Genomic DNA, 12,426 nt, shown 5'->3' on the forward strand with positions numbered 1-12,426 from the left:
TACATCACAAATGAATGCGCCTACAACTTTCAAAACCACCTAACAACAATCCTCAGATCACAAACCCCCAACGCCCCGCCAAGAACAGATAATCAACCCAAAACACCTGATGCACAAAAACAATCCCCCAGAACACCACCTGATAGGCAACCTTCCGAGTCTTGTGCCGAAACACCTGCTGCGCCAGCAACGCCCCCGGCCATCCCCCCAGCAGCTCGCTGGCATGCAGCACCTTCTCCGGCGTGCGCCAAGCCTGGTTCCGCGCCTGCTGCTTGTCCTGCCAGTACAACAGCAGGCTGACCAGGCTCACCAGCGGATACATCGCCAGCGGCAGCCAGGTCCCATCACTCAACCCCATTCGCAGGCCACCCACCACCGGCAACAGGCAAAGCACCATCAGTACCAGCCATTTCAGGCGTGCATGGCGCACGCCCTCCTCGCCCCGAGGCGCACGCTGCATACGGGCCATGTCAACCGTGCGCCGTCGACCAGTCGACCCAACCGAACTCCCAGGTCGCCAGGATCAGCAGGCCAAAGGCAATCCGGTACCAGGCAAACACCGCGTAGCTGTGGTTGGCAATGAACTTGAGCAACCCACGCACGGCGATCATCGCGAAGATGAACGACACCACGAAACCGAGGGCGAACACCGGCAGGTCGCCCGGCTGGAACAACTCACGGTACTTGTACCCCGAATACACCGCCGCGCCGACCATGGTCGGCATGGCCAGGAAGAACGAGAACTCGGTGGCCGCCTTGCGCGACAGGCCGAACAGCAGGCCGCCAATAATGGTCGAACCAGAGCGCGAAGTCCCCGGAATCATCGCCAGGCACTGGACGAAACCGATCTTCAGCGCATGGCTCCAACGCATGTCATCGACATGATCGACTTCCACCCGATGCTGGCGACGCTCGGCCCACAGCATGATCACCCCGCCCACCACCAGTGCGGCGGCCACGGTAATGGGGTTGAACAGATACTCGTGGATCAGGTCCGCGAACAGCACGCCAAGGACCACCGCCGGGAAGAAGGCGATCAGCAGGTTGGCGGTAAAACGCCGTGCCGGCACCTGTGTGGGCAGGCCCAGCACCACGTCGAAGATCTTGCGTCGAAACTCCCACACCACCGCCAGGATCGCGCCCAGCTGGATGATGATGTTGAACGCCATGGCACGTTCGCCGCCGAAGTTGATCAGGTCGGCGACGATGATCTGGTGCCCGGTACTCGAAATGGGCAGGAACTCCGTCAGCCCCTCGACCACGCCCAAGATGATTGCCTGCAAGGCACTCCAAAAATCCATCTTTCCCCCAAGTGCGACGCTGCGCGTGGCAGGCCGCTTGTTTTGATTGACTCAATGATGCCGCACGCGGCGCGTGCTTTTTACAGCGACAGTGGCTCCCAAGGCCAGCTGAAAAGCCCAGCAGCCTAAAGGTTTCATCTGGCGCGGCCGAAATCCTAGCAGAGCCTGTGTTTCAAGGCTTGCGTTACCTGCTACACAGGATGTCAAGAACGACTCATTAGCCGTTGGTCGAGTGGGGGCCGGCGGCAAAGCATGCTTGGATGCCCTGGATAAAAAGAACAAAGACTGGAGTAACGCATCATGAAGACCCTGAGGTCGATGTCGATCAGCCGCCGTCTGTGGCTGATCCTGCTGGTGGCCGTGGCCATGCTGCTGGTGTTGGGCCTGCTGATGCTGCGCCAGCTCCACGGCGACCTGTACCAGGCCAAGGCCGAAAAGACCCGCCACGTGGTGCAGACCGCCGCCGGCATCCTGACGTATTACCAGGGCCTGGAGGCCGCCGGCACGCTCACCCGCGAAGCCGCGCAGCAGCAAGCCCTGCAAGTGGTGCGCGGGCTGCGCTACGACCAGAACGACTACTTCTGGATCAACGACCTGCAACCGAAGATGGTCATGCACCCGGCCAACCCCAAGCTCGATGGCCAGGACCTCTCGGCCATCCGCGACCCGGATGGCTTTGCCGTGTTCAACGAGATGGTCGCCCTGGCCCGCAGCCAGGGTGCGGGGCCGGTCGACTATCGCTGGCCCAAGCCCGGCGCCAGCGACCCGGTGGAGAAAACCTCCTACATCCAGCTGTTCAAACCCTGGGGGTGGATCATCGGCTCGGGCGTTTACGTCGACGACGTGCAGGCCGAGTTCGCCCGCCAACTGCGCGACGCCTCGCTGGTCGGCCTGGGCATCGCCCTGCTGATGGCCCTGCTGGTGATGCTGATCGCCCGCAGCATCGCCCGCCCGCTGCAGGAGGCGGTACAAGCCATGGGCACCATCGCCAGTGGCGAAAGCGACCTGACCCGGCGCCTGGACACCCATGGCCGTGATGAAATCACCCTTCTGGGCGAACACTTCAACCGTTTCAACGGCAAGCTGCAGGGGGTGGTCGGCCAGTTGCAGGGCGCTGCCCATCACCTGGCCGAATCGGCCGGCCATGTCGGCGACAACGCAGGCGCCGCCCAGGCCCGCAGTACTCAGCAATCGCTGCAGATGGACCAGGTGGCCACCGCGATCAACGAGGTTTCCTACGCCGTGCATGACGTGGCCAAGCACGCCGAACAGGCCTCCAGCGAGATGCGCAACGCCCAGACCCAGGTCGGCCATGGCCAGCAGGCGATCCACGGCAGCCTGCAGCAGATCGACCGGCTTTCGGCAACCATCGAGCAAGCGGTGCAGGTGATCCGTGAACTGGCCAGTCACAGCACCAAGATCGGTGGCGTGCTCGAGGTAATCCGCTCGATCGCCGAGCAGACCAACCTGCTCGCCCTCAACGCCGCCATCGAGGCCGCCCGCGCCGGCGAGCAGGGCCGCGGCTTCGCCGTGGTCGCCGACGAGGTGCGTCTGCTGGCGCAGCGCACCGCTCAGTCGACCGCCGAGATCCAGACCATGATCGAGCACCTGCAGGGTCAGTCCGAGGCCGCAGTGCGGGCCATCGACACCAGCAGCGAAGCCTCGCGCCAGACGGTCGAGCAGGCTCGCGAGGCCGGTAGCAGCCTCGATGCCATCAGCCAGGCGCTGGGCAACCTCGGTGCGCTCAATGCCTCGATCGCCAGCGCCACCCTGCAGCAGTCCCACGTAGTCGAGGAGATCAACCGCAACGTCACCGAAACCGCCGACCTGTCGCAACAGACCGCCGAGGCCGCGCGCCAGTCCAGCGACGCCGGAGTAGCCCTGGCGCGGCTGAGCGAGGACCTGGAGCAACTGCTGCGCCAGTTCAGGGTTTAGTGGCGGCAAGCGACAAGCTGCAAGCGGCAAGAAAGAGCGCCCCAGCAGTGTCCCCGCCACTGCAGCTTGCTGCTTGCCGCTCGAAACTTGTAGCATCCCGCCCTTTCCCCGCTCAAGGATCGCCGATGTCCGGCCTCGAACTCTTCGCCGCCGCGCTCGGCGTCATCGCCGTCTGGCTCACCGTCAAGCAGAACCCCTGGTGCTGGCCGATCGGTTTGGTGATGGTGGTGCTGTACAGCTGGATCTTCTACGAGGTGAAGCTGTACTCGGACATGCTCCTGCAGTTGGTCTACGCGGTGCTGCAGCTGTACGGCTGGTGGCAGTGGACCCGACCTGACCGTATCGAGGATGCCCGCCAGGTGACCCGCCTGGCCCCTGCGCCGATGCTCAAGGGCCTGGCGGCCGGCCTGCTGGCCAGCTTGCTGCTGGGCGCGGGCATGGCGCACTGGACCGACGCCGCCCAGCCCTGGCTGGACGCCGCCCTCACCGGCTTCAGCCTGGTGGCGCAGCTGTGGATGGCGCAGAAGCGCCTGCAATGCTGGGCGTTGTGGGTAGTCGTGGACGTGATCTTCGTCGGCCTGTTCCTGTACAAGGGTCTGTACCTCACCGCCGCGCTCTACGCCCTGTTCACCCTGATCGCCGTGCGCGGCTGGCTGGAGTGGCGCCGCGACCCGGCGCTGGCAACGGTATGAAAGTGCTGGTGCTGTGTGGCCCGGAGTCCAGCGGCAAGAGCTGGTTGAGCGGCGAAATCCAGGCGCATTTCGGTGGCGTGCTGGTCGGCGAGTACGTCCGCCATTTCATGGAGCGCGAACAACGCGACACCTGCTATGCCGACATCCCCACCATCGCCCGCGGCCAGCTGGCCTGGGAAGATCAAGGCCGAGAGCAAGCACCGGCACTGCTGATTCTCGATACCCACCTGCTCAGCAACATCCTCTGGAGCCGGGCACTGTTCGGTGACTGCCCCGCCTGGATCGAAGAAGCGCTGACGGCGCGCCATTACGACCTGCACCTGCTGCTGCGCCCTGAGGGCGTCGAATGGGTCGGTGACGGGCAACGCTGCCAGCCCCGCCTTGAGGAGCGCCAGGCGTTCTTTGACGACAGCCTGGCCTGGTTGCAACGCCATCAACAGAACGTGCAGGTCATCGACGGAGACTGGCCACAGCGCAGCGTCACGGTGCTGGGCGCGGTGCAACGCTTGCTTGACGGGAAATGCCCGGCCTTCCCCACTGAATGTTAAACCGCTGATACACACCGACTGGCCTTAGTCCCCGGATTTGCGCGTATTGCCGCAGTTTCGGGGGCAGTGTCACATCGCTGATACACCGCCGTCGCCTCCCCTTCGAAGCCCGATAATACGGGCTTCGCCCCCTTCCTTGCCGGGGATCTGTCTCAGCACTGATACACCAACTCTCTGACGCACGAGCGCTTCCCACACAAGCTCCTGATTCTCAAGCAATAACAAAAACCGGCACAGCTTCTGCTCTCCTTCTGGCAACGCGGCCCCTGGCCCAAACGCCGAAGAAGGAATTGCCATCGTGGGGAAACCAGAAAAAGGCAAGATCTGTCACCTCCTGCTGCTTGGTTGCGCTTTGGGATCCAGCTTCAGCCTGCCCGCCCAGGCAGACAACGGCATCGTCGTCATCACCCGCGAAGTGCAGACGCGCAGCGCGATACGCGCACCCATGATGCCCGACCCCAATCCGGTCACTGTCAACACCAACCCGTCTGCGCACATCCTCAGGCAGACCAGTGAGCTGAGCGACGGCGACTTCGCCGGCATCACCAGCGGCGCCGGGATCAACTCGCTGATCACCCAGCAGACCAACACCATCGGCAGCAACATCGGCAACCAGACCCAGTTGCCCAACATCGCCGGCGGACGTGGCTCGGGCTCGGGCGGCAACGGCATCGCCAACATGGTCAACTCCAACGTCCAGCAAGGCCTGGGCGCGTTGAAAGTGCTCGGCGGAGGCCAATGACATGAGGCATTCGCTGCTGATCCTGGCCACGCTGTGCAGTGCTTCGGCCTTCGCCCAATCCCCCGTGATCAACAATGCCACCATCGACAGTTCCGGCGCGCAGTATCAAGGCAACCTGGGCGTCAACCAGGCGGCCGGCGACCAACAGCAACAGGTCAACGCCCGAGCCATCGCCATCGGCCACGACGCCAACGCCAGCACCCAGATCCGCCAGCGCCTGCGCACCCATGTCGACCCTGCGCTGGACGCCCAGGCCAGTATCCAGGGCACGGCCTTCAGTCATGGCAACGGCATCCTCGGGGTCAACCAGAGCGCCGGCGCCAGCAACCAGCAAGCCAACGCACTGCGCATCAGCGTCAGTGCCCAACCGCAAAGCATCGACGACAGCGTCCTTCTGCAACAGAACGTGGCGCTGGTCAACAGCTCGGATCCAACTGCCCAGACACCCGGCCATCGCCAGGTCAGCACCAGCGACCAGGCATTCACCGGTAGCCGTGGCGTGGTGCAGTTGAATCAGAGTGCCGGGGTGGGAAACCGAACGGCCAACACCCTGAGCATCCGGGTCGCGGATTGACCCAAACAGGTAACAACAACACTTAACCTAAAATAAAGTACGGAGAACCACCATGAAACCCTCGATGGCACTCAAGCCTCTGGTTTTCGCAATTGCTGCGATCATGGCTGTGGCTGTACAAGCTGGGCAGAATGATCGGCGTGGCAACGACCATCACAATGGTCATCACAACAACGGTCATCACACCCCTCCTCCTACCAAGATCCCGGTGTATGCAACCGCCAATGCCTGGGACAAGCAAAGCAGCACCAACAACCGCATCAGCAATGAAGGCACCGTGAACGAAGCCGAAATGAGCAGCTCGGCTTCCGGCACCAGCGGCAACGTCGGTGTCAACGTGGCCGCCGGCGCCGGCAACCAGCAAGACAACGCCGCCGCCATCGCCAACGCCGGTGCTGACTCGAGCCTGGATAACACCTTCGTGTTCGGCTCCGCCTCGGCCACCGCCGATGTGCGTCAGTACAGCAACAACAACAAGGTCAACAACTACGGCGTCACCAACTCCGGCATCATGAGCGGCTCGGGCAACAACGGCAGCGGCAACATGGGCATCAACATTGCCGGTGGCGACCTGAACCAACAGAAAAACACCATGGCCATTGCCAACTCCAATGCGCCACTGGGTAATGCCACCGCCACCGCCTCCGCCGACCAGAACGGCCCAGGCCTGGTCGTGAACAACAACGCCGACCGCACCTTCCGGGTCGATACGCTGACCTTCACCACCACGAAAAGTGGCAGCGCCTCGTACGACAAGGACTCCAGCTTCAGCAAGGAAGGCAGCTCCTCGTCGAGCTGGGAGGCCGCCGGTGCCAACAGCTGGAGCGCCAGTGGCTCGAAGAGCTCGGACGCCAGTGGTTCGCGTAGCCATGAGTCGAGCTCCTCGGCCAGTGGTTCTCTGAACGCTTCGCTGGATGCCTCGGCAAGTGGCAGCGTGACCCACACCCAGGACTTCGGCCGCCACGAGCGCAGCCGCACCGATTCGTTCGATGCGTCGCTGAGCGCCTCGATCGACGCCTCGTATGACAAGTCGCGCGACAAGTCTTCCAGCTCTTCGTTCGAGAAGTCCTACGACTCTTCGTTCGAGAAGGCCTACGACTCTTCGTTCGAAAAATCGGGTAGCAAAGCCTCCGAGTACGCCAAATCCGGCTCGAAGAGCTACAGCGAGTCCAGCTCGTACGACCTGAGCAACACCGTGTCCTTCCAGGTGCTGACGCCTACCGGCTGGGCTAACCCTGTGACCAACACCGCCACCCTGAGTGGCTCGGTGAATGGCGGCAGCGGCAACCTCGGTGTCAACGTGGCAGCCGGTGTGGGCAACCAGCAGAGCAACTCGCTGGCCATCTCCAACACCTCGTTCTGACAGCTGTGACCTTGAGGCCCCCTTCGGGGGGCCTTTTCCTCAACAGGATCGGGGGACAAGACCATGCGTATGATCGCCTTGGCGTTTTTGCTGTGCATGGCCAGTTACAGCGAAGCGGCGCAGATGCCGCTTTCGGTTTTGCCGGGGGGCGCGGTGATCTACAAGCCCATCCAGAGCATCCGCGAGCGCAAATTCGCCGACCTGGTGCAACAGAAGACCGATTTCAGTTGCGGCGCCGCAGCGCTGGCAACCATCCTGCGCCAGGCCTACTGGCTGGACGTGGACGAACACACGATCATCGAGGGCATGCTGGCCCACGCCGACCAGGACCTGGTCAAGGTCCAGGGCTTCTCGATGCTCGACATGAAGCGCTATGTGGAAAGCCTCGGCATGCGTGCCCGCGGCTACCGGGTCGCCGCCGACACCCTGACCAGCGTGCGCATTCCCGTGGTGGTGCTGATGGACATCCGTGGCTACAAGCACTTCGTGGTCCTGCAACGGGTCGACAAAGGCTGGGTCTACATCGGCGACCCGGTGCTCGGCCACAAACGCTACAAGGTCGAAGATTTCCTCAAGGGCTGGAACGGCATCATCTTCGCCGTGATCGGCCAGGGCTACGACAAGACCAACGCCTTGCTCGACCCGCCCCTGCCGCTGAGCGCCAAGGACCGCATCAATTCCTTCACCCCGGTCAAGGATGCCGAACTGATGGACTTCGGCTTCATCCGCAGCGACTTCTTCTAATGATAATCGAGCGCGACGCGTCGGGAGCATCCCATGAAGACTCCAGCCTGGCTTACCCTGATCTGCCTGGCCACCGCCCTGCCCATCCAGGCAGAGACGTTCAAACCCATTGAACTGAAGGATCAGGAGTTGGCCAACCTGCGCGGTCGCTATGTGCTGCCGGGGCGGATAGTCAGCTTCGGCGTGGTCATGAGCAGCACCTGGCAGAACGCCAATGGCGATGTCATCGGCGCGAAGACCTCGATGCAGGTGCAGCAGTCGACCATCAAGCCGCAGTTCTACGTGTCCATGATCGACGAGAAAGGCAGTGGTTCGTCCAGTTCCAAGGGCACCGGCACCGTCACCGGTGGCGGTGGCCTGGACACCACCGTCGGCGTCACCCAGGTGGTGCGCGCGGCCGGTGACAACAACATGGCCAACAACAACGTCGACATCAACGTCACCAAGGCCAACCAGGCCCCCGAGGCGCCACAGCAAGGCCAGGTGCTGGCTGCGGGCTCGACATTGGTCGGCAGCAATGCCGCAGGCTCCCTGAGCGTCTCCGCGAGCGGTACCGGCGTGCAAATGAACGTCGTGGCCAGCAACAACCAGGGCAGCACCCTGCAGCAGATCGCCCAGGGCGGGCTTATGCAGAACGCCACGCTGCTCGGCAGCGGCAACCAGGTCAGCAACCTCACTTCGCTCAACGTCGTGTTGCGCGACAATGTCCCTGCCGCCGCGCTGAACGGCAATCTTGACCAGCTCAAAGGTCTTCGCGCCCTCGGATACTGATCTACGCTCAGTCTCATCGTATGTAGTCAGAAGGGACGGCTAACCCATGCAACGATCGTTGACGTTCAGAGCTGTAATCTGTTTGAGTACATTGGCCCCTGCGACAATGCTTAACGCGGCTCCGGACCCTCAGGTCGAGGCACTGAAGCAGGAATTACGCGAACTGAAGCAACGCTACGAAGCCCAGCAGAATGCCCTGATGGTGCTTGAGCAGCGTGTGCGCCAGGTCGAGGAAACCCCGGCAGCCCCGCCGCCCAAGCGCCTGACCAAATCCCCCTCGTCACCGGCCAAAGGCGCACAGACCGTGGCATCCGGCGCACCGGGCAGCACTGGCAGCTCCTACGGCCAGTCGCTCAAGGACGATTCGGAACCCGCGCAAAGCGTTTCCAACCTGTATGACGAGGCCAGTGGCTTCTTCGGTGGCGGCAAGTTCAGCGTCGAGACCGGCATCACCTACACCCACTACGATACCCGCGCCCTGACGCTCAACGGTTTCCTCGCCCTGGACTCGATCTTCCTCGGCAACATCAACCTGGACCGGATCAAGGCCGACAACTGGACCCTGGACCTGACCGCCCGCTACAACATGGATCAACGCTGGCAGTTCGATATAAACGTACCCATCGTTTATCGCGAATCGACCTATTCCTCCGGCGGTGCCGGCGGTGCCGGCCCGGTCACCTCCGATGCGTCGGTCACCCGCGACCCGGCCATCGGCGACGTCAACGTTGGCGTGGCCTACAAGTTCCTCGACGAATCGGAGAACTGGCCCGACGCGGTGTTCACCCTGCGCGTCAAGGCCCCCACCGGCAAGGATCCCTATGGCATCAAGCTGGTCGAGGACCCGACCAACAACAATCTGTCGGTGCCCGAGAGCCTGCCGACCGGCAACGGCGTCTGGGCGATCACGCCGGGCATCTCGCTGGTCAAGACCTTCGACCCTGCCGTGCTGTTCGCCAGCCTGTCCTACACCTACAACATGCAAGACTCGTTCAGCGACATCAGCCCCCAGGTCAACAGCAAGGTCAAGGGGGACGTGAAACTGGGCGACTCCTGGCAGATCGGCGGCGGTATCGCCTTTGCCCTCAACGAACGCATGAGCATGTCGTTCTCGGTCACCGACCAGTTCGCCAGCAAGAGCAAGATCAAGCCGGACGGCGGCGACTGGCAGTCGATCACCAACAGCGACTACAACGCCGCCAACTTCAACATCGGCCTGACCTTCGCCGCCACCGACAACCTGACCATCGTGCCCAACCTGTCCATCGGCCTTACCGAGGACTCGCCGGACTTCTCGTTCAGCCTGAAATTCCCCTATTACTTCTGACCCTTCCGCCGGGCCCGATCCAGGGCCCGGGATTTGGTTACCGGTTTTGTAGCGACCGACTTTCCCGGCATCGGCCTGTTATCATCGCGCACAGTTTTGTGACGATTTAATGGCATTAAGGAAAGTTTCGTGAACAACCTGCTCGGTCACCCTCGCGCCCGCCTTGCCACGCTGGCAATCCTGGTGCTGGTGATTCCGCTGACCGCGCGTGCCCTGCTGGGCTGGTCCAACCCCTTCGGCTACCTGTCCGACCTGGCCATCGGCAGCCTGCTGTTGCTGCTCGGGCAGCGTCGCGCCTGGTGGCTGGCCCTGCCGCTGCTGCTGGCCTGGGGCGGCCTGTGGGTGGCCTCCGCCGAGCTGGTCAGTGCCGTCGGCCGGCTGCCCACGGTCGACGACCTGGCCTATCTGGTCGACCCGCAGTTCATGGAGAACTCCACCGCCGGCGCCCTGGCCCATCCCTGGCTGCCCGCCCTGTTGGCCGCCGGCCTTGGCGGCTGGCTGGCGAGCGTATGGCGCTCACCTGTCGGCGCGCCATTGCCACGACGCCTCTGGGCCGTGCCCGTGGTGCTGTTCGGCCTGCACTGGGGCGGCCAGCAGCTGGCCCCCTCCGATGCCGACCAATGGCGCCAGTACGGTCTCACCCACCAGGCGCTGTCGGCGGCGGTGGGCAAACTCCAGCACCAGGCCCTGAGTGGCATGGGCCAGGCGCCAACGGTTACGGCGCTGTCCAGCGCCGGCCTGACCCAGTCCGACCTCAATGGCGTCAAACTGCTGGATGCGCCAGGCAAGGCGCGCAACCTGCTGATCATCACCGTCGAGGGCATCCCCGGCGCCTACCTGCGCCCCAACCGCGAGGCACTGGGCAGTCGCTTCGAGCAGGACCTGATGCCGCGGCTCAGCCAGTGGGCCGAGCGCGGCATGAACACCCCCGACTATGTGCTGCACACCCACCAGACCATTCGCGGTCTCTACGCGATGCTCTGCGGCGACTACGACAAGCTGGCCAACGGCACGCCCAAGGGCGTCGAGCTGCTGACCCAGCAGCAACGCAACCAGGCCTGCCTGCCGGCCCAGTTGCGCGAGGCCGGTTTCGCCACCCATTATCTGCAGGGCGCCGGCCTGCGCTTCATGGCCAAGGACCGGATCATGCCGCACATCGGTTTCGACTCGGTGCATGGCCTGGAGTGGTTCGCCAACGACAACTACCTGGAGTTCCCCTGGGGCAAGGACGACCGCGCCTTCTTCGAAGGCGCGCTCGACTACGTCGGTGAGCTGCGCAAGCAACCTCAGCCGTGGATGCTCACCCTGCTCACGGTTGGCACCCACCAGCCCTATTCGGCGCCTGACGCCTACCTGCAACGCTTCGATACGCCAAAGCAGGCCGCGGTGGCCTACCTCGACGATGCCTTGGGCGGCTTCCTCGACAGCCTCGAGAAACAAGGCGTGCTGGAAGATACCCTGGTGATCGTCACCTCGGACGAATCCCACGGCATCGATGGCGTGCGCCTGGCCTCGGCCTGGGGCTTCAACCTTACGTTGGCGCCGGAACAGGCCCAATTGCCCAGGCTCAAGCAGGGCACCTACGGCCATATCGACCTGAGCACCTCCCTGCTTGACTACTTCGCCCTGCCGATCCCGGCAGCCCTGGGCGGACGTTCGCTGTACCGCGATTACGACAGCGGCCGCGAGATGATCTCCTTCACCAATGGCATGCTGCGCTACCATGACGGCCAGGGCACCCTCAACGAATGCGACTTCCAGCAACGCTGCCGACGCTATGCCAGCAGTGGATTCATTGCCGACCAGGCCAAATTCCTCGGCCGTGGCGACGACAGCCTAGGCCCACAACTCAACCTGCTGGCCGCCAGCCTCGACCAGTCGCTGCTGCAGACCCCGCTCAACCTGCGCTACCAGTTCGGTGGGCCCTCGCCCATCGCCCTGGCCGAGCGCATCAAAGATGACTGGGCGGACAACCTGATCGGCGCGCAGTACCTGGAAATGCCTGAGGGCTCCCGCACCCGCGTACGCTTGAAGGTACGGGCGCTGGATCCCCGGCATGCGGCGTACATCCGCCTCAAGGCCAAGGAACTGGAGCAGGACGTGCAGCTCGGGCTGCCTGAAGAGATGCGGGTGACGGCCGACGAACCGCTGGAAATGGAGTTCGACTTCGACAACCCTACCGTCCGCAAGGCGTTTTCCTTCCACCTGCTGGGGTATGGCGGTGGCGAGGTGGAGGTCAGTGACTTCAGCGTGATCACTGCACTGCCGGATGAGCCGGAGACGGTGGAGGAACTGGCGGATGGGCATCTTGCCCAGTCGAGTTGAGGGATGGTTGTAACGGTCATCCCTTCAAGGATTTTGCATTTATTGCCGGGGTCGCTTTGCGACCCTTTCGCGGCACAAGGCCGCTCCTACAGAGGACCGCGCCC

Annotated in this window: 12 protein-coding genes; 10 read left to right on the plus strand and 2 right to left on the minus strand. The window is 63.4% G+C overall.

The window, feature by feature from the left end; genetic code table 11:
* Positions 1-52 precede the first annotated feature (52 nt).
* Both POF53_RS25345 and POF53_RS25350 read right to left on the minus strand, forming a co-directional pair.
* A complete protein-coding gene (locus tag POF53_RS25345; RefSeq protein ID WP_498969968.1) occupies positions 53-469 on the minus strand; it encodes a DUF1294 domain-containing protein in 417 nt (138 codons plus the stop codon).
* A 1-nt stretch (position 470) separates the two neighbouring features.
* Positions 471-1,301, minus strand: a complete 831-nt coding sequence (locus POF53_RS25350) for an undecaprenyl-diphosphate phosphatase (RefSeq protein WP_203646402.1) — start codon at positions 1,299-1,301, stop codon at positions 471-473.
* A 300-nt stretch (positions 1,302-1,601) separates the two neighbouring features.
* On the opposite strand from POF53_RS25350, the gene POF53_RS25355 reads away from it, so the two are divergent.
* The 10 genes from POF53_RS25355 to POF53_RS25400 all read left to right on the plus strand — a co-directional run bounded on the left by POF53_RS25355 (position 1,602) and on the right by POF53_RS25400 (position 12,322).
* The gene (locus POF53_RS25355) at positions 1,602-3,236 is read left to right on the plus strand and encodes a methyl-accepting chemotaxis protein (protein WP_203646400.1); all 1,635 of its coding nucleotides are present in this window, start codon (positions 1,602-1,604) and stop codon (positions 3,234-3,236) included.
* Between the two features lie 125 nt (positions 3,237-3,361).
* On the plus strand, positions 3,362-3,928 hold the full coding sequence (pnuC, locus tag POF53_RS25360; protein WP_203646398.1) for a nicotinamide riboside transporter PnuC: 567 nt from the start codon (positions 3,362-3,364) through the stop codon (positions 3,926-3,928).
* On the plus strand, positions 3,925-4,476 hold the full coding sequence (locus tag POF53_RS25365) for an AAA family ATPase (RefSeq protein WP_234561500.1): 552 nt from the start codon (positions 3,925-3,927) through the stop codon (positions 4,474-4,476). The genes pnuC and POF53_RS25365 overlap by 4 nt, the downstream gene beginning before the upstream one ends.
* Positions 4,477-4,774: 298 nt before the next feature.
* A complete protein-coding gene (gene fapA / locus POF53_RS25370) occupies positions 4,775-5,218 on the plus strand; it encodes a functional amyloid chaperone FapA (RefSeq protein ID WP_203646393.1) in 444 nt (147 codons plus the stop codon).
* A 1-nt stretch (position 5,219) separates the two neighbouring features.
* Positions 5,220-5,792, plus strand: coding sequence for a fibril amyloid subunit FapB (gene fapB, locus POF53_RS25375; RefSeq protein ID WP_232856977.1), 573 nt, complete (start codon positions 5,220-5,222; stop codon positions 5,790-5,792).
* 52 nt (positions 5,793-5,844) lie between these two features.
* Positions 5,845-7,155 carry an amyloid-like fimbrin subunit FapC gene (fapC, locus tag POF53_RS25380; RefSeq protein ID WP_232856976.1) on the plus strand — a complete coding sequence of 437 codons (1,311 nt, stop codon included), beginning with the start codon at positions 5,845-5,847 and terminating at the stop codon, positions 7,153-7,155.
* A 63-nt stretch (positions 7,156-7,218) separates the two neighbouring features.
* Positions 7,219-7,899, plus strand: a complete 681-nt coding sequence (fapD, locus tag POF53_RS25385) for a fibril amyloid maturation endopeptidase FapD (protein WP_203646390.1) — start codon at positions 7,219-7,221, stop codon at positions 7,897-7,899.
* Positions 7,900-7,932: 33 nt separating this feature from the next.
* The gene (gene fapE, locus POF53_RS25390; RefSeq protein ID WP_203646389.1) at positions 7,933-8,670 is read left to right on the plus strand and encodes a fibril amyloid subunit FapE; all 738 of its coding nucleotides are present in this window, start codon (positions 7,933-7,935) and stop codon (positions 8,668-8,670) included.
* 46 nt (positions 8,671-8,716) lie between these two features.
* On the plus strand, positions 8,717-9,997 hold the full coding sequence (gene fapF / locus POF53_RS25395) for a fibril amyloid transporter FapF (RefSeq protein WP_203646387.1): 1,281 nt from the start codon (positions 8,717-8,719) through the stop codon (positions 9,995-9,997).
* Positions 9,998-10,126: 129 nt separating this feature from the next.
* A complete protein-coding gene (locus POF53_RS25400) occupies positions 10,127-12,322 on the plus strand; it encodes an LTA synthase family protein (RefSeq protein WP_498969973.1) in 2,196 nt (731 codons plus the stop codon).
* Positions 12,323-12,426: the final 104 nt, after the last annotated feature.

Source organism: Mitsuaria sp. RG, from assembly GCF_028369275.1.
In the GTDB taxonomy this organism is placed as follows: Bacteria; Pseudomonadota; Gammaproteobacteria; order Pseudomonadales; family Pseudomonadaceae; genus Aquipseudomonas; species Aquipseudomonas peradeniyensis.

What these genes read in the sequence shown, in the direction of transcription:
- POF53_RS25345 (WP_498969968.1), bottom strand. Translation starts at nt 469, where the DNA reads ATGGCCCGTATGCAGCGTGCGCCTCGGGGCGAGGAGGGCGTGCGCCAT.
- POF53_RS25350 (WP_203646402.1), bottom strand. Translation starts at nt 1,301, where the DNA reads ATGGATTTTTGGAGTGCCTTGCAGGCAATCATCTTGGGCGTGGTCGAG.
- POF53_RS25355 (WP_203646400.1), top strand. Translation starts at nt 1,602, where the DNA reads ATGAAGACCCTGAGGTCGATGTCGATCAGCCGCCGTCTGTGGCTGATC.
- pnuC (WP_203646398.1), top strand. Translation starts at nt 3,362, where the DNA reads ATGTCCGGCCTCGAACTCTTCGCCGCCGCGCTCGGCGTCATCGCCGTC.
- POF53_RS25365 (WP_234561500.1), top strand. Translation starts at nt 3,925, where the DNA reads ATGAAAGTGCTGGTGCTGTGTGGCCCGGAGTCCAGCGGCAAGAGCTGG.
- fapB (WP_232856977.1), top strand. Translation starts at nt 5,220, where the DNA reads ATGAGGCATTCGCTGCTGATCCTGGCCACGCTGTGCAGTGCTTCGGCC.
- fapC (WP_232856976.1), top strand. Translation starts at nt 5,845, where the DNA reads ATGAAACCCTCGATGGCACTCAAGCCTCTGGTTTTCGCAATTGCTGCG.
- fapD (WP_203646390.1), top strand. Translation starts at nt 7,219, where the DNA reads ATGCGTATGATCGCCTTGGCGTTTTTGCTGTGCATGGCCAGTTACAGC.
- fapE (WP_203646389.1), top strand. Translation starts at nt 7,933, where the DNA reads ATGAAGACTCCAGCCTGGCTTACCCTGATCTGCCTGGCCACCGCCCTG.
- fapF (WP_203646387.1), top strand. Translation starts at nt 8,717, where the DNA reads ATGCAACGATCGTTGACGTTCAGAGCTGTAATCTGTTTGAGTACATTG.